At 69.2% G+C, this 16,873-nt stretch carries 15 protein-coding genes; 4 read left to right on the top strand and 11 right to left on the bottom strand.

The window, feature by feature from the left end; translation table 11 throughout:
• Positions 1 to 84: 84 nt before the first annotated feature.
• On the top strand, positions 85 to 987 hold the full coding sequence (locus tag ACWMMN_RS08580; protein ID WP_486422564.1) for a LysR substrate-binding domain-containing protein: 903 nt from the start codon (positions 85 to 87) through the stop codon (positions 985 to 987).
• Positions 988 to 1,237: 250 nt separating this feature from the next.
• On the top strand, positions 1,238 to 2,593 hold the full coding sequence (locus ACWMMN_RS08575; RefSeq protein WP_486422563.1) for a chitinase: 1,356 nt from the start codon (positions 1,238 to 1,240) through the stop codon (positions 2,591 to 2,593).
• Positions 2,594 to 2,722: 129 nt separating this feature from the next.
• Here ACWMMN_RS08575 and ACWMMN_RS08570 read toward each other — a convergent pair whose 3' ends face one another.
• From ACWMMN_RS08570 to ACWMMN_RS08555, 4 genes are all read right to left on the bottom strand, one after another.
• Positions 2,723 to 3,466 (bottom strand): IclR family transcriptional regulator, encoded by a 744-nt coding sequence (locus tag ACWMMN_RS08570; protein ID WP_486422562.1) that lies wholly within the window; start codon positions 3,464 to 3,466, stop codon positions 2,723 to 2,725.
• Between the two features lie 61 nt (positions 3,467 to 3,527).
• Positions 3,528 to 4,694 (bottom strand): acyl-CoA dehydrogenase family protein, encoded by a 1,167-nt coding sequence (locus ACWMMN_RS08565; RefSeq protein WP_174991489.1) that lies wholly within the window; start codon positions 4,692 to 4,694, stop codon positions 3,528 to 3,530.
• 142 nt (positions 4,695 to 4,836) lie between these two features.
• Positions 4,837 to 6,138 carry a CitMHS family transporter gene (locus tag ACWMMN_RS08560; RefSeq protein ID WP_486422561.1) on the bottom strand — a complete coding sequence of 434 codons (1,302 nt, stop codon included), beginning with the start codon at positions 6,136 to 6,138 and terminating at the stop codon, positions 4,837 to 4,839.
• Positions 6,139 to 6,264: 126 nt separating this feature from the next.
• On the bottom strand, positions 6,265 to 7,425 hold the full coding sequence (locus ACWMMN_RS08555; RefSeq protein ID WP_486422560.1) for a CaiB/BaiF CoA transferase family protein: 1,161 nt from the start codon (positions 7,423 to 7,425) through the stop codon (positions 6,265 to 6,267).
• A 279-nt stretch (positions 7,426 to 7,704) separates the two neighbouring features.
• On the opposite strand from ACWMMN_RS08555, the gene ACWMMN_RS08550 reads away from it, so the two are divergent.
• Together ACWMMN_RS08550 and ACWMMN_RS08545 are read left to right on the top strand one after the other, a co-directional pair.
• Positions 7,705 to 7,962, top strand: a complete 258-nt coding sequence (locus ACWMMN_RS08550; protein WP_059234217.1) for a hypothetical protein — start codon at positions 7,705 to 7,707, stop codon at positions 7,960 to 7,962.
• Between the two features lie 150 nt (positions 7,963 to 8,112).
• On the top strand, positions 8,113 to 8,535 hold the full coding sequence (locus ACWMMN_RS08545) for an NUDIX hydrolase (RefSeq protein WP_059234218.1): 423 nt from the start codon (positions 8,113 to 8,115) through the stop codon (positions 8,533 to 8,535).
• A gap of 21 nt (positions 8,536 to 8,556) precedes the next feature.
• Here the strand turns inward: ACWMMN_RS08545 and ACWMMN_RS08540 are convergent, their stop codons facing one another.
• The 7 genes from ACWMMN_RS08540 to cobW all read right to left on the bottom strand — a co-directional run bounded on the left by ACWMMN_RS08540 (position 8,557) and on the right by cobW (position 16,866).
• Positions 8,557 to 8,883 carry a low molecular weight protein tyrosine phosphatase family protein gene (locus ACWMMN_RS08540; RefSeq protein WP_486422559.1) on the bottom strand — a complete coding sequence of 109 codons (327 nt, stop codon included), beginning with the start codon at positions 8,881 to 8,883 and terminating at the stop codon, positions 8,557 to 8,559.
• Positions 8,884 to 8,914: 31 nt separating this feature from the next.
• Positions 8,915 to 9,496, bottom strand: a complete 582-nt coding sequence (locus ACWMMN_RS08535; RefSeq protein WP_486422558.1) for a DUF1993 domain-containing protein — start codon at positions 9,494 to 9,496, stop codon at positions 8,915 to 8,917.
• 201 nt (positions 9,497 to 9,697) lie between these two features.
• Positions 9,698 to 10,150, bottom strand: a complete 453-nt coding sequence (locus ACWMMN_RS08530; RefSeq protein WP_011351963.1) for a YaiI/YqxD family protein — start codon at positions 10,148 to 10,150, stop codon at positions 9,698 to 9,700.
• A gap of 61 nt (positions 10,151 to 10,211) precedes the next feature.
• Positions 10,212 to 10,748, bottom strand: a complete 537-nt coding sequence (locus ACWMMN_RS08525; protein ID WP_233464120.1) for a vWA domain-containing protein — start codon at positions 10,746 to 10,748, stop codon at positions 10,212 to 10,214.
• A gap of 140 nt (positions 10,749 to 10,888) precedes the next feature.
• Positions 10,889 to 11,965: a magnesium chelatase ATPase subunit I gene (locus tag ACWMMN_RS08520; protein ID WP_486422557.1), complete on the bottom strand. Its 1,077-nt coding sequence runs from the start codon at positions 11,963 to 11,965 to the stop codon at positions 10,889 to 10,891.
• Positions 11,962 to 15,771, bottom strand: a complete 3,810-nt coding sequence (cobN, locus tag ACWMMN_RS08515) for a cobaltochelatase subunit CobN (protein WP_256084847.1) — start codon at positions 15,769 to 15,771, stop codon at positions 11,962 to 11,964. Before cobN ends, ACWMMN_RS08520 begins: the two co-directional genes overlap by 4 nt.
• 6 nt (positions 15,772 to 15,777) lie before the next feature.
• A complete protein-coding gene (gene cobW, locus ACWMMN_RS08510; protein WP_174991483.1) occupies positions 15,778 to 16,866 on the bottom strand; it encodes a cobalamin biosynthesis protein CobW in 1,089 nt (362 codons plus the stop codon).
• Positions 16,867 to 16,873: the final 7 nt, after the last annotated feature.

Below are 16,873 nucleotides of genomic sequence, written 5' to 3'. Positions count from 1 at the left end.
TTGTCATCGATGCCGACAGTCTGACGAGCGTGCCGCGCGCACGCCAATACCGTTTTCACCGCGATTGATACCGGAACGACAACAATGCTCGACTTGCGCCGCCTTCGCTATTTCGTGGTCGTCGCCGACGAACTGCACTTCGGCCGCGCCGCATTGCGCTTGCGCGTCGCGCAACCGCCGCTGACCCGCCATATCGCCGCGCTGGAAAGCGAGCTCGGCGTCCGGCTGTTCGAGCGCTCGACGCGCGCGGTGCGGCTCACGCCGGAAGGCGAACTGTTCCTTGAACATGCACGCAACGTCGTCCGCGCGGCCGACGAAGCCGAGGCGAGCGCGCGCAAGATCGCGCAGGGTATCGCCGGACGCATCGTGATCGGCTACGCGAGCTCGATCCCGATGTCCGGCACGTTCCCGGACGTGATTCGTGCCGCGAGCCGCACGATGCCCGACGTCGAACTCGCGTTTCGCGAAGCGGCGACCGCGAGCCAGCGCCAGCAGATCGCCGACGGCGCGATGGACATCGGTTTCGGCTGGGCGTGGGACGGTGCGCCCGGCGTGTCAGTCGCGTCGCTCGTCGTGTCGCGCGAACCGCTCGTCGCGGCCGTACCGGCCGGCAATCCGCACGCAGACCGTGCGAGCCTCGACGTCGCGGAACTGGCAGACGAAACCTTCGTGACCTTTCCGCCCGGTTACGGTTCGGCGTTGACGGCGGCGCTCGACGACCTGTGCGCGCAGGCCGGATTCGCGCCGCGGATCGGCGCAACCGCCGCGCAGATCACGACGCTCGTGTCGCTGGTCGCCGCCGAACGCGGGATCGCGATCGTGCCCGGCTTCACGGCGACGCTGCAGCGCCCGGGCGTCGTCTACGTGCCGCTCGCCGGCACGCGTGCAGTCGAGCAGATCGTGTCGTGGAACGAGCCGTTTTCGTCGGCGTGCGTCGAGCGTTTCGTCGCACTCGCGCGTTCGCTGGCGCAGCCGGCATCGGCATGACGCGACGCCGGCAACGCTCGCGCACCGGCATGCAATCGGTCGGGAAAATCACCCGCCCGATGTGTTGCGCAACGGTGTCGAATCGGCAAGATCGTTACGTATCGGGAATCAAATAACAAAAAGAACACCTAACCATTCACTATTCGGCGCGAATCCTCCAAGATGGGCACGCCGCCGGCCGGGCAGGCCCGGTCGCCCGTCCGGCGGCGATACGCAGGCCAGCGTATCCCTCTTCCACTTGGAGAACACAATGAACAACAATGTGTTGCCGCGTTTCATTCCGCGAGCACTTGCCGCGGGTTGTCTGCTCGCCGCCGCGAGCGTATCCCACGGTGCAGGCGTCTATGCGCCCTATGTCGACGTGACGCTCTATCCGACACCGCTCGTCGACCAGATCGGCGTCCGGCAAGGCATCCAGCAATTCACGCTCGCGTTCGTGGTCGCGGGCAACGGTTGCGTGCCGTCGTGGGGTGGCGTGCAGCCGATCGGCAACGGCGCGAGCGGCGGGCTGCTCACTGCGCTGTCGACGTCGATCGCGAGCTACCGCGCGAAAGGCGGCGAAATCGCCGTGTCGTTCGGCGGCGCGAACGGCACGCCGCTGATGCAGGCATGCTCGACGGTTCCCGCGCTGAAGACTGCGTACCAGACCGTGATCGACACGTACGGCCTCACGCATATCGACTTCGACATCGAGGGCGCGTCGCAGCAGGACACGGCCTCGGTTGCGCGCAACTTCCAGGCCGTCGCGCAACTGCAGTCCGACTATGCGGCGAAGGGCAAGCCGCTGCACGTCACGCTGACGCTGCCGGCAATGCCGACCGGGCTCACGCAGGACGGCCTGAACGTCGTCAACGCGGCGATCTCGAACCAGGCCGCGTTCGATGCGGTGAACGTGATGGCGATGGATTACGGCCCCGCGAACATCGACATGGGCGCCGCCGCGATCAGCGCCGCGCAGGCGCTGTACTCGCAGCTCGACACGGCGTTCAAGTCGGCTGGCCGGCCGAAGAACAATGCGCAGCTCTGGCAGATGGTCGGCGTCACGCCGATGATCGGCGTGAACGACGTACAGGGCGAAACCTTCACGCTCGCGAATGCGCAAAGCGTGCTGAATGCAGCGGTCGGCAACGGCTACGGTTTCTTCGGCAACTGGTCGGTCGGCCGCGATCAGGCGTGCCCGTCCGGCGGCACGTATGCGTCGCCGACCTGCTCGGGCGTCGCACAGCAGCCGTATGCGTTCGCGGCAATCTTCAAGCAGCTGGACGGCAAATGGGGCGCGGGCGTCACGCAGGACCCGAACTACGGCGGCGGCTCGGACGGCGGCACGCCGCAGCCGGGCGCGCCCTGGGCGGCCGGCCAGGTCTACACGGCCGGCGCGACGGTCACCTACCAGGGCACGACGTACCAGGCGCAATGGTGGACACAGGGCGACGTGCCCGGCCAGGCGGCCGTATGGAAACCGGTCGGCGGCGGCACGGCCACGTGGTCGGCGACGACCGCGTATTCAGGCGGCACCTGTGTGATGTACCAGGGCGCGAAGTATTGCGCGAAATGGTGGACGCAAGGCGACAACCCGAGTGCGGGCGGTGTGTGGGTGAAGTCGTGATGCCGCGTATCGGCCGTCGTTAGGCTCGCGGATCCATGGCCGTTCGCGGCGATCGCTGCCCGATCGCCGGCGGACGGCCTGCTTGCTGGCCCGCTTGCAGGGCCGTTTGCCGGCGCGCCTTGCCTTCCGTCAGCCGCGCGCGTGCTCGGCCAGCAGCTTGGCCTTCGCGTCGACGAGCAGCGCCGCATGCGTATCGCGATGCTGCCGGATCCGCTCGGTCGGCCCGACGACCGACAGTCCGTACCAGTCGCCGTCGAGCGTCAGCGCGACCGCGATCGCCGACAGTTCGGGCGCGCTCTCGCCGAAGTTCTCGGCCCAGCCGAGTTCGCGAAACCGCGCGGTTTGCGCGACGAGCGCCGGCAGGTCGGCCACCGTCGCGTCGGTGAAGCGTTCGAACGGCAGCTGCGCGCCGAGCGCTTGCTGCGCAGCGTCGGCGAGTTCCGCGAAGATCGCCTTGCCGATCGAGTTCGCGTGCAGCGGACGCAGCTCGCCCGGCTGGCGCGTGTAGCGGATCGCCTGCTCCGACTCGACGACGTCGAGATACGTGACCGACCCGCCCTGGATCTTGCCGAGCACGGCCGTCTCGCGGCTCGCGTCGCGCAGCGCGACGAGGTGCGGATGGACGATGTCGACGACGGGATCGGTCGCATCGATCGCGGCGGCGATCGTCTGCAGGCGCCGCGTCGGGTAGTAGCCGCCGCGTTTGCGCACTTCGTACAGATAGCCGCGGCTCACGAGCGTGCGCGCCATCGCGAGGCAGCTCGACGGCGGCACATCGAGCAGGCGCGCGAGTTCGGTGAGCGGCAGCGGCCGCCGTTCGGCGGCGAACAGCTCGAACAGGTCGAGCGTGCGGGCAACGAGTTTGACGTCCATGACGAGCGCTTGAATCGGAAACGGGAAACCGCGCGCCGGGCCGGCCGCCGGGTCGATACGGTCAATACGACTTCGGCAGCCCGAGCACCTTCTCCGCGATGTAGCACAGGATCAGTTGCGGGCTCACGGGCGCGAGCCTCGGAATCATACACTCGCGCAGGTAGCGCTCGACATGGTATTCCTTCGCGTAACCCATCCCGCCGAGCGTCGCGACGGCCGTCTGGCACGCCTGGAACGCGGCTTCCGCACCGAGGTATTTCGCCGCGTTCGCCTCCGCGCCGCACGTCTGCCCCGCGTCGTAGCGCGTCGCGGCCTTCATCACCATCAGCCACGCAGCCTCGAGTTGCATCCACGCCTGCGCGAGCGGATGCTGGATCGACTGGTTCTGCCCGATCGGCCGGCCGAACACGACACGCTCGCATGCGTATTGCGTCGCGCGGCGCAGCGCGGCCTGCCCGAGCCCGATCGCCTCCGCCGCGATCAGGATTCGCTCGGGGTTCAGGCCATGCAGCAGATAGCGGAAGCCGTCGCCTTCGTTGCCGATCAGGTCGTCGCGCGACACGCGCAGGTTGTCGATGAACAGCATGTTCGAATCGACCGCCTTGCGGCCCATCTTCTCGATTTCGCGCACCTCGACGTGCGAACGGTCGAGGTCGGTATAGAACAGGCTCAGCCCGTCGGTCGGCTTCGCGACCTGGTCGAGCGGCGTCGTGCGCGCGATGATCAGCATCTTGTTCGCGACCTGCGCGGTCGAGATCCAGATCTTGCGCCCGCTCAGCACGTAGTCGTCGCCGTCGCGACGCGCCTGCGTGGTCAGGTGCGTGGTGTCGAGGCCCGCGTCGGGTTCCGTCACCGCGAAGCAGGCCTTGTCGCGCCCGGCGATCAGCGGCGGCAGGAAGCGCGCCTTTTGCGCTTCGTTGCCGAACACCTGCACGGGATTCAGCCCGAAGATGTTCATGTGCACGGCCGACGCACCGGACAGGCCGGCGCCCGATGCGCTGATCGTGCGCATCATCAGCGCGGCCTCGGTCATCCCGAGCCCGGCGCCGCCATAGGCCGGATCCATCGCGATGCCGAGCCAGCCGGCTTCGGCGAGCGCCGCGTGGAAATCGGCCGGAAACCCGCCTGCGCGATCGCGCTCGAGCCAGTAGTCGTCGCCGAAGCGCTCGCAGATTTTCTCGATCGCGCTTTCGATCGCGCGCTGGTCGTCGGTCAGGTCGAACTGCATGGATTGCACTCCAGGAAAAAGCCGAGCGGCCGCGCCGCTCTCAAGAAAGCGCCAGGCGGCGCCAGGGTTGCCGCGCCGCGGAACGTCCCCTCGCAGGACTGCCCCCTCGGGGCACGGCCACGAAGCGGCACGTCTGGCGCGCTCACAACGGAAACACGCCAGCGATCACCGCGGCGAACACCATCAGCACGGTGGCGGCGAACAGGAACGGAATCGTGAATTTCTGATGCTCGGCAAGCTCGACGCCGGTCAGGCCGACGATCAGGAACGTCGCGGGCGTCAGCGGGCTCACGGGAAAGCCCGTCGTCATCTGGCCGAGCAGCGCGGCCTGCGCCATCTGGATCGGCGGCACGCCGAGCAGCTTGCCGCTCTCCGCGAGCACCGGCAGCACGCCGAAGTAGAACGAATCGGGATCGAACAGCAGGCTGAGCGGCATCGACAGCAGCCCGAGCACGAACGGCATGTGGCGCGCATGCTCGACCGGCACGTGCGCGACAACGACTTCCGCCATCGCCTTCAGCATCCCGGTGCCGGACATGATGCCGGTGAACGCCCCCGCCGCGAGCAGCACGCTCGCCATCATCAGCGCGGCCTTCGCATGCGCATCGATCCGCTCGCGCTGCGCTTGCACGTCCGGGTAGTTGATGACGAGCGCGGCGACCGTGCCGAGCATGAACATCACCATCTGATCGACGATGCCCGACACCAGCGTGACGAGCACGACGAGCGTCAGCGCGACGTTGATCCCGAAACGGCCCGGCCGGCGCAACGCGCGTTCGGCGTCGGTCAGCTCGCGCGGCGCGATCGCCAGCGACGCCGCGCCGGCACGGTCGAGCCCGAGCCGCTTCGCCTCGCGCACGCCGAGCACGTACGCAGTGCCGAACACGAACACGAGCCCGACGATCTGTACCGGAATCATCGGCGTGAAGATCGCCGAGCCGGGAATGTGCAGCGCCGCAGACGCGCGCAGCATCGGCCCGACCCACGGCAGGAAGTTGACGCCGGCCGCCATCGACGCGACGCACGCGAGAATCCGCCGATCCATCCCGAGCCGGGTATAGAGCGGCATCATCGCCGGCAGCGTGACGAGAAACGTGACCGCGCCCGAGCCGTCCAGGTGGATCAGCAGCGCGAGCAGTGCCGAGCCCATCACGATACGCGGCGGATGGCAGCCGATCACGCGCAGTACGCCTGCGATGATCGGGTCGAGCATCCCCGCGTCGGTGAGGATTCCGAAAAATAGAATCGCAAAAACAAACATGCCGGCGATCGGGCCGATGTTCTGCACGCCGTGCACAATGAACTTGCCGGTCTGCAGCCCGAAACCGGCCGCGAGCGACGCGGCCACCGGCACGACGATCAGCGCGACGAGCGGCGACAGCCGCTTCGTGATGATCAGGCCGAACAGCGCGACGATGGCGATCGCGCCGATCCATGCGAGCATGATGCGTCTCCTCTTCTGCCGGTAGTGCGTCTTTCGCGCGCAAGCCGGCGTGATGTCCGAATGATGGTGTTCCGGCCCGCCGGCCGTGCGCCGCAGCGCGGCACGTGCCGGCGGCCACGCTGCCGGTCAGTTCCGGCGACCGTCGTTGTCGCCGCCGTCGGTAAACACCTGTGCCGCGTGTTCGTTCAGCGCGGGCGGCGGCCGCCGGTACGTCGCCGGCGTGCGGCCGAGCTTGATCGGCGACGCGATGCCGCGATGCCGGCCCAGCTCGACCTTCATCGCCCGATGTGCGACATGCGGATGGTCGAGCGCCGCGTCGAGCCCGAGCACCGGCGCGCACGGCACGCCGCGACGCATCAGCTGCTCGGCGAGCGCCGCACCGTCGTGGGCCGCCAGCGCTGTTTCGAGCAACGTGCGCAGCGCGGCGCGGTTCGCGCTGCGCGCACGGTTGTCGGCAAAACGCGGATCGTCGAGCCAGCCGCGCGTGCCGAGCACGTCGCACAGCGCCGCGAACTGCCCGTTGTTGCCGACCGCCAGGAAGATGTCTACGCCCGCCGTCGGAAAGCTGTCGTACGGCGTGATGTTCGGATGTGCGTTGCCGGTGCGCACGGGCGCGTTGCCCGAATGGAAGTAGTTCGGCGTATGCGGATGCAGGATCGACAGCGCGCAGTCGAACAGCGTCGACTCGACGAACTGGCCGTGGCCGCTCGCATCGCGCTCGCGCAGCGCCATCAGCACGCCGAGCGCCGCGTTCAGCCCCGTGACGAGATCGACGATCGGCACGCCCACGCGCAGCGGTGCGCCGCCCGCTTCGCCATTGACGCTCATCAGCCCCGCGAGCGCCTGCACGGCCGCGTCGTAGCCGGGCAGCCCGCCGAGCGGGCCGTCCGCGCCGAAGCCCGACACGCGGCAATAGACGAGGCGTGGAAAGCGCGCATGCAGCGCGTCGAAACCGAGGCCCCAGCGCTCCATCGTGCCGATCTTGAAGTTCTCGACGACGGCGTCCGCGTGCTCGAGCAGGCCGAGCAGCCGCTCGCGGTCGGCCGGTTGCGTCAGGTCGAGCGCGACGCCGAGCTTGTTGCGATTCACGCCGAGGAAATACGACGCCGTGTCGCCGTCGAACGGCGGCCCCCAGGTGCGCGTCTCGTCGCCGGACGGCGGTTCGACCTTGATCACCTCCGCGCCGTGGTCGGCGAGGATCTGCGTCGCGTACGGGCCGCCCAGCACCCGCGACAGATCGATGATGCGCAATCCCGCCAGCGCGCCCTGCTGCTCGTGTTCCGCCATGCGTCCCGCTCCTGGTTCCGGTTGATCGGACTGCCGGCTCCGGCGGCCTGGCGCCCCTGGCGCGCAGTCGGTCCGGATTCGACGAATATTTCTTGTGTGTGAATTTATATTCACATTCAGGAATTATGTTGTCAAGCCCGGATGCACCCGGCTGCCGCGCGGATAACGTCCCGGTGCGCAAGTGGGGACGACACCGAACGCGGGCCGGTTGCGGTGGCGCCCCGCCCTTCGCTAAGCTGGCGGACGACGTTCATCCTGAAAAAACAAGGCGGAGTATTCATGAAACGGTTGTGGCTGGCGGCCTTCGTGCTGGCGTCGATGCTGGGCGTCGGACACGCGCAAACCCAGACTTTCCATTTCGGCGAAGGACAGACGCAAATGCCCGCCGCGGCGCCGCGGGCCGGTGCATCCGCTGCCCGGCCCGCGCCTGCGCGCCGGCACGCGACGGCGCGATCGCCGCATCAGCGGCACGCCGTTCACAAGCGCCGTTCGCACCGCGCGAAGCCCGTGCGCAGCGGGATCTATACGCATGCGTGACACCGTGTCCGGCGCGCTGCGCTGTGCACGGAACTGTCACGAACGGCCGGTATCATCGATGCGGCTGCCTGTATGCCGTCGCGGCCTGGTGCCGCACAACCCGCAGCCGGCGCGCATTTTCTCCACGATTCAGCACCTGTTTTGCCGAACATGAGCATCGGGCCGGATACCCTCGCCGTCACCAAGGAACGCGCCACCATCGTGTGCCGCCAGCGCAGCAGCGTGCTGCTGGTCGCCCGCACGGCGTCGCGCTGGTCGCTGCCGGGTGGCACGATCCGGCGCGGCGAGACGCCGCTCGAAGCCGCGCAGCGGGAGCTTGCCGAGGAAACGCGGCTGGAGGGGCTTGTGCTCGACTACGCGGTGCAGTTCGGCGGGCTGACGAAGCTCCATCACGTGTTCGTGGCCGAGGTGCCGGCATACCTGACGCCGCGCGCGAACAACGAGATCGCCCGCTGCAAGTGGTTCACCGTCGACCGGCTCGACACGCTCCATGCGAGCGTGCCGACGCGCAAGATCATCGAACTGCTGCGTCTCGACTGTTTTTCGGCGATCGTCAACGGCCCGCTGCGTTGACGGCGGTGCTGCCCGCGCCGGTCACGCGCGCAGGAACGGGCCGGCCTTGCGTTCGAGCAGCGCGACGAGTTCGGGCTGCATGAACGCGTAGCGGTCGGGAATGTCGAGGCAGACGATCTTCTTGCCGTTCAGATGCGCGCCGAACAGCGTCGACAGCCTCGCCTTGTGCGCCCGCTCCATCACGAACACGATTTCGGCCCAGTCGAGCTGCTCGGCGGACAGGCGCGCGTCCGCGTCGGGCGCGAGGCCCGCGGAGTCGGTTTCGATGCCGGCCCACGCGGCGAACACAGCTTCGGCCGTCGGGCTGCGCAGCCGGTTGCGGCTGCAGATGAACAGTGCCCGTGTCATGTCGCTTCGCGAGCGCCCGTTGGCGGCCCGCTTACCCTTGCGGAATCGTGCCCGGCCGCACGTACGCGAGCATGTGCGGCACGTAATCGGCCTTGCCGAGCTCGACGCCGTGATGGCGCAGGATCGCGTACGCGGCGATCGCGTGGAAGTAGAACTGCGGCAGCGCCCAGTCGCGTGCGTACTGCTCGCCGGTCATGTCGAACGCGATCCCGTTCGGCAGCTCGAGTGCGATCGGCAGCGCCGTGCCGCCATCGAGCGCATCCGGCGCGAGTTCGCCGAGAAAGGCCAGCGTGCCCGCGATGATCGCCTGCGCGTCGGCGAGCGTGCCGGGCTGCGCATCCGCATTCCATCCCGCCTCACGCAAGGCCAGCAGCGCAGCCGGCAACGGTTCGCCGCGCAGCCGGTAGACGGGCTCCATCGCCTGGAAGCACGAGAAGCGCACCTGTGCCGCGAGCGGATACATGTCGGGCGCCAGCTTCAGCGTCATCGCCGCGTCGGGCGCGTCGGGCGCGTCGCCCGCAGCCTGCCGGTGCGCGACAGCCTTGTCGAGCCACGCGGTCTGTGCGCGCAGCATGTGGGTGAAGGTCGGGATGAGAAGTTGAGTCGGTGTCACGCGTACGCTCCTGGGTTGGATTGTCGTTTGCGCCACGATAGCAGCGTCGACGCAAACACGCACCCCGGCCCGGGCGACGAGCGCGATTCGATGCGGATCCGGCGGTCCGGCGGTCCGGCGATCCGGCGTTGTGGCGTTGTGGCGCGTGCGGGTCGCCCCACACGCGGGACGATCACGACGCGCGGCCGTCGCGCCCCGGCCTCAAGGCTTGCCGTGTCGCGCCAGGAACCGGTCGAGCTGCGATGCAAACGCCTTGCCGTCGCGCGCGCTGAACGGCGCCGGCCCACCGGTGTCGATGCCCGCGCTGCGCAACTGGTCCATCATCGCGCGGGTCGACAGGCGTTCCTCGATGTTCTCGCGGCTGAACCAGTTGCCGCGCGGGTCGAGCGCATGTGCGCCCTTGTCGAGGACGGCGGCGGCCAGCGGGATGTCGGCGGTGATCACGAGATCACCGGCCTCGACCAGCTCGACGATGCGTGCATCGGCCACGTCGAAGCCGGCCGGCACCTGGACGGCCTTGATGAACGGCGACGGCGGCGTACGCAGAAACTGGTTCGCGACCAGCGTCACGCAGATTTCGGCACGACGCGCGGCGCGAAACAGCATGTCCTTGATGACGGCGGGACACGCGTCGGCATCGACCAGTACTTGCATGGCGGGTTTTTCCAGTGGGCAGAAGCAGAAGCGGCGATCATATCGCACCGCCGGCCGGCCATCAGCCGGCGAGATCCGTGCGCAGCGCGTCGGCCGTCATCCACTGCGCGCCCCATGCGGCGGCGAGCCGTGCACCCTGCCCGATCCGCACGGCCGCATCGTCGAAGTCGACGAACACGACATGATCGGCCGCCGCGGGCCTGGCCGGCGTCTCGCGCGTGCGCCCGTCCGACAGCACCCACAGCCAGCGCTGCTTGCCAGGCTCGCGCCGCGCATCGCGCGCGAGCAGCTGCGCGGCGGCGGCGATGCCGTCCGCGAGCGGCGTGCCGCCGCCGCCGTCGACCGGTTCGAGCCAGCGCGCATTCCACCAGCGCGGCACGGCCGGGCCGAAGCGCCGCGCGGCGCCGTGGCCGCCGAAGCAGATCAGCGCGGTTTCGACACGGTCGCGCGCGGCCTGATCGAAATACGCGACGATCAGCCCCTTCGCGAGCGCGAGCCGCTCGTGCGACAGCATCGACGCCGAGCAGTCGAGCACGAAGCAATGCAGCGCATGCGGCGTGCCCGCGCGTTTCCGGAAGCGCAGCTGATCGCGATGCAGCCGGCCGTCGCGTTTCGCGGCGAGCGTCGCCGGCCATGCAACGGCCGTGCCGGCGCGTGCCGTGCCCGGTACGCGTGCGGCTGCGCCTGACTGCCATCGAGGACCGCGAACGGCGTTCGCGGCGGCGCCGGCTCGATGGCTCAGCGTTTTTTTAGCGGCAGCGGCACCACGCTTTTCACGTCGCGCAGCCCGGCCGGTTCAGGCGGCAGATAACCCCAGTCGCCCTGCGATGCCGACGCATCGCCGCGTGTCTCGCCCGGCCGGTTGTCGGGCCGCTGGCGTGCATCCGGCGGCGAACGATCGTCGTGCTCGCCACCGTGCTGCGACGATCCGTGCGACGGCGGCGTACCCGCATGGCGCCGGTGCCGCAACACCGCTTCGGCCACGCGTTCCACCTGCGATACCGTCACCGCGTCGGCCTGTTCCAGCGCGGCCAGTGCGCGCGCGGCGCGCAGCATCACCAGATCGGCACGCAACCCGTCGACGGCCGCGTCGATGCACAGCGCGCTGACGCGCGCATGCACCGCATCGTCGAAATTCAGCGCGGCCAGCCGCGCACGCGCCGCATGAATCCGGTCGCCGAGTTCGCGCTGCGCGGAGGCATGGCGCGTGCGGAAGGCATCCGGATCGAGATCGAACGCAAGTCGCGCCTTCACGATCCGCTCGCGCTGCGCGGCGTCGAAACAGTTCTCCAGTTCGACCATCAACCCGAAGCGGTCGAGCAACTGCGGACGCAGCTCGCCCTCCTCGGGATTCATCGTGCCGACCAGCACGAAGCGTGCGTCGTGCGCGTGCGACACGCCATCGCGCTCGACGATGTTCACGCCGCTCGCGGCGACGTCCAGCAGCGTATCGACGAGCCCGTCGGCGAGCAGGTTCACTTCGTCGACATACAGCACACCGAGGTGCGCACGCGCGAGCAGGCCCGGCCGGAAGCGCACGCCGTTTTCAGCGAGCGCATGCGCGAGATCGAGCGTGCCCGTCACCTGCTCGTCGCTCGCCGACAGCGGCAGCGTGACGAACTGCCCTTCCGGCAGTAGCTCCGCGAGGCCGCGCGCGGCGGTCGATTTCGCGGTGCCGCGCGGCCCGCTCACGAGCACGCCGCCGAGCGACGGGTCGATCGCGGCGAGCAGCAATGCCTGCTGCAGCGCGTCCTGCGCGACGAGCGCCGCAAACGGAAAAACCGCGCGCGCGCGGTGCGTCGTCGGATCGGTCATCGCCGTCCCCCTTCCTGGAGTTGTTCGCTCGCGAGCCAGACCGCTTCGATCCGCTCGCGATAGTCGCCCGGCTGTTGCCACAGGCCGCGCTGCATCGCTTCCACGAAACGTTCGCAGATGCCGTGCAGCGCCTTCGGGTTGTGTCGTTCCAAGAACGCGCGGGTGGCATCGTCGAACAGGTACGCGTCGGCGACGAGCGCGTACTGGTGGTCCGACAGCACGCGCGCGGTCGCGTCATAGCCGTACAGGTAGTCGACGGTCGCAGCCATCTCGGCCGCGCCCTTGTAGCCGTGCCGCTTCACGCCGTCGAGCCATTTCGGGTTGACGACGCGCGAGCGGATCACGCGCGCGATTTCCTCGCGCAGCGTGCGCATCTTTGGCGCGACCGGGTTCGCATGGTCGCCGTGGTAGATGCTCGGCTGCTGCCCGGACAAGTGCCGCACGGCCGCCGTCATCCCGCCCTGGAACTGGTAGTAATCGTTCGAATCGAGGATGTCGTGCTCGCGGCTGTCCTGGTTCTGCACGACGACGTCGATCGTCGCGAGCCGCTCGCCGAATACGTCGGCGGCCGCGTCGCCCGCGCTGTTCTGCGCATACGCATGGCCGCCCCACTGGCGATACGCATCGGCAAGATCGGCGTCGCTCTGCCAGCGGCGCTGGTCGATCAGGTCCTGCAGGCCCGCGCCGTAGCTGCCCGGCCGCGCGCCGAACACGCGCCAGCCGGCGCGGCGCCGCGCTTCGTCGGGCGCCACGCCCTGCGCGACCCATTTCGCACGTTCGCGCTCGATGCGCGCACGAACCGGGTTCAGTTCCTCGGGCTCGTCGAGCGCGGCGACAGCCTGCACGGCCGCATCGAACAGGTGCATCAGGTTCGGGAACGCGTCGCGGAAGAAGCCCGATACGCGTAGCGTCACGTCGATGCGCGGCCGGTCGAAGATCTCGATCGGGAGGATCTCGAAGTCGGTCACGCGATGGCTGCCGTGCGCCCATTTCGGCCGCACGCCGAGCAGCGCGAACGCCTGCGCGATGTCGTCGCCGCCGGTGCGCATCGTCGCCGTGCCCCATACCGACAGGCCGATCGCGCGCGGATAGTCGCCGTGATCCTGCAGATGGCGCTCGATCAGCTGCTGCGCGGATTTCAGACCGAGCGACCACGCGGCCTGTGTCGGCACCGCGCGCGTGTCGACCGAGTAGAAGTTGCGGCCGGTCGGCAGCACGTCTGGACGGCCGCGCGACGGCGAGCCGCTCGGCCCCGGCGGCACGAAGCGGCCGTCGAGCCCGCGCAGCAGCTGACGCATTTCCTCGCCGCCGCATGCGTCGAGCGCGGGCAGCAGCGTCGCGCGGACGCGCTCGATCACCGCGAGCGTATGCGGCCATTCGCCGGGCGGTGTCGAGTCGGTGGCAGGGGCGGCGCCGTTGGCTGCGCACAGCCCGTCCAGCCATTGCTGCGCGAGCCGTTCGAGCCGCTCGCGCGTATCGCCCGCATGGCGCCACGGCGACGCGTCGAGCGCCTGCAGGATCGCCGGGCGCGGGCCGGCCCACGGCGCGGCCCAGTCGGCCGCGAGCGGATCGAAGTCGTCGCCGGGCATCAGATCGCGCGCCAGCGCGCCGATCAGCCCCGCGCGCGCGCCCTTGCCGTCGCCGACCGGAAAGCGTGCGAGCGCGAGCAGCGTATCGCGGCGCTGGCGATCGGCCGGCGACAGGCCGAACACGTGCAGCCCGTCGCGGATCTGCGCTTCCTTCAGTTCGCACAGCCACGCGTCGACGCGCGTGAGCAGCGCATCCTCGTCGCCCGCATCGCGCGGCGGCGACACGCTCAGTTCGTCATGCAGACGATGCTCGGCGATCGTTGCGAGGATCGTCTTGCGCAGCAGCTTCGCGCGCCGCGCATCGACCATCAGCGCTTCGTAGTATTCGTCGACCTGCCGCTCGAGATCCTGCAGCGGGCCGTAGTTTTCCGCGCGCGTGAGCGGCGGCATCAGGTGATCGATGATCACCGCCTGCGCGCGGCGCTTCGCCTGGCTGCCCTCGCCCGGATCGTTGACGATGAACGGATACAGGTGCGGCAGCGGCCCGAGCGTCAGGTCGGGCCAGCACGCGTCGGACAGCGCGACGCTCTTGCCCGGCAGCCACTCGAGGTTGCCGTGCTTGCCGAGGTGGATGACCGCGTCGATGCGATACGCGTCGCGCAGCCAGAAATAGAACGCGAGATACGCATGCGGCGGTACGAGATCCGCGTCGTGGTAGCTCGCATAGTCGTTCTCGCCGCGCGAGCGCGACGGCTGGATGCCGACGAACACGTTGCCCGCGCGCCAGCCGGCGATCGTGAAACGCCCGTGCCGCAGCGTCGGGTCGGCTTCGGGCGGTCCCCAGCGTTCGTTCAGCGCGTCGCGCACGGCCACCGGGAGCCGCGCGAACCGCGCGACGTAGTCGGCCAGCGGGAAGCTCTGGAATGCCGGGCGCAATGCGTGCACGGCCGCGTCGTTGGTCACGCCTTCGGTGAGCCGCGCGATCAGCGCGTCGCCGTCGGGCGGCAGGTCGGCCACCGCGTAGCCCGCATCGCGCAGCGTCGCGAGCACGCGCAGCGCGGACGCCGGCGTGTCGAGCCCGACGCCGTTGCCGATCCGCCCTTCGCTTTGCGGATAGTTAGCGAGAATCAGCGCGACACGCTTGTCGGCGTTGTCGAGCGTGCGCAGCCGGCACCAGCCGCGCGCGAGCGCCGCGACGAACGCGATCCGCTCGGCGTCCGGCTGGTAGCGCACGACGTCGACCTCGGTGTGCGGGCAACGGTATGCGAGCCCCTTGAAACTCACCGCGCGCGTGACGATGCGCCCGTCGACTTCGGGCAGCGCGATGTGCATCGCGATGTCACGCGCATGCAGGCCCTGGTTGTCGGCCACCCACGCGTCGCGATTGCCGCCGGACAGGATCACCTGCAGCACCGGCGCGTCGCCGGCAAGCACGTCGTGTTCGGGGCTGTCGATCGCGCCGGCCGCGAACGCGGTCGTGTTCAACACGAGCGCGACGCCGTGCGTGTCGCAGAGCTGCGTGATGACCTCGCGGCTCACCGCATCCTTCAGCGACGTCACCGCGATCGGCAGCGGATTCAGCCCTTCCTCGACGAGCGCATCGGCCAGCGCGTCGAACACGGCCGTGTTCGCGGCCTGCCAGTGCGCGCGATAGAACAGGATCGCGACGACGGGCGCGCCGGGCGTCCAGCGCGGCTGCCAGTCGTCGACGCTCGCGCGGTCGCGCGCCGGGTGATACAGCGCGGCGGCCGGCAGCGGGCGCGGCAGCTCGGGGGCGTCGCCGAACCCGAGCGTGTGGAATGCAATGCTGCGCAGCAGCGCGTCGGCGTTGTGTACGCCGCCCTCGCGCAGATAGCGCCACCACAGCCGGCACAGATCCGGCGTGACGGTACTCTTCGCGACGAGGTTCGGATCTTCCTGCAGATCGCCCGAGAACATCGCGAGCTGCTGCCCGCGCTTCGACGCGAGCGACACGGCCTGCTCGATCCCGTACGGCCAGTACGCCTCGCCGCCGAGATGATCGATCACGACCGTCTTCGCGTGGCGCAGCACGTCGTCGACATAGAAATCGACCGACGCCGGCTGGCGCAGGAACGTGACGTTCGCGAGCCGCACGCTCGGGAAACCTTCGGCCAAGTGCGGCACGACGCTCGCGAGCAGCGACAGCGTCGTGTCGGCCGAACTCAGGATCACGATGTCGGCCGGCTGCTGGTCGATCCGGACGACACCCTGCGTATCGTCGACGAAGCCGCCCGGCGTGGTGCGCAGCAGATGCATCGTGCGTTACGCCTGTTGCAGCTCGGCCGCGCACGCGGCGTCGAACGCGCGTTGCAGTGCGGCCGCGTCGAGATCCTCGCCGATCAGCACGAAGCGGCTCGCGCGCGTTTCGCCGTCCTGCCAGCGACGGTCGAAATAGCTGTCGAAACGGCGCCCGACCCCCTGGATCACGAGCCGCATCGGCGCGCCGGGCAGCGCGGCAAAGCCTTTCGCGCGGTAGATCGTGTGCGCTTCGACGACGCGCTGCAGCGCGGCGATCGTCGCTTCGCGCGTGCCGGCGTCGCCGGACACGACCACCGAGTCGAAATCGTCGTGATGGTGATCGTGATCGCCGTCGTCAGCCGAGCCGTGATGGTCGTGACGCAGGTGGATCGTTTCTTCCGACGCCGATTCGAGGCCGAGCAGCATCGCGAGGTCGAGCTCGCCGCGCGTCGCGCGCACGATCTTCACCTGCGGCGGGATCTCGTCACGGATCGCGGTTTCGATCTGCGCAAACTCCGCGTCGCCGACGAGATCGGCCTTGTTCACGATCACCAGATCGGCCGACGACAGCTGATCGGCGAACAGTTCGTGCAACGGCGATTCGTGGTCGAGGTTCGGATCGGCGCGGCGCTGCGCGTCGACGGCCTGCGGGTTTTCCGCGAACTGGCCGCTCGCGGCGGCCGGCCCGTCGACGACGGTCACGACCGCGTCGACCGTGAAGCTGTTGCGGATCGTCGGCCAGTTGAACGCCTGCACGAGCGGCTTCGGCAGCGCGAGGCCCGACGTCTCGATCAGCACGTGGTCGATGTCCGCGCGGCGCTCGACGAGCGCTTCCATCACCGGATAGAACTCTTCCTGCACGGTGCAGCACAGGCAGCCGTTCGCGAGTTCGTACAGCTGGCCGGACGCTTCGCCCGGCGCGCCGTCGGCGTCCTCGCAGCCGATGCCGCAGCCCTTGAGGATCTCGCCGTCGATGCCGAGTTCGCCGAATTCGTTGACGATCACCGCGATGCGGCGGCCTTCGGCGTGTTGCAGGATGTGGCGCATCAGCGTCGTCTTGCCGCTGCCGAGAAAGCCCGTGACGATCGTGACGGGAAGCTTGCGTAGGGTCATGGAATAT

The sequence above is a fragment of the Burkholderia cepacia complex sp. TUM26381 genome (assembly GCF_057439935.1).
This window is presented reverse-complemented; position numbering and strand designations above follow the sequence as displayed.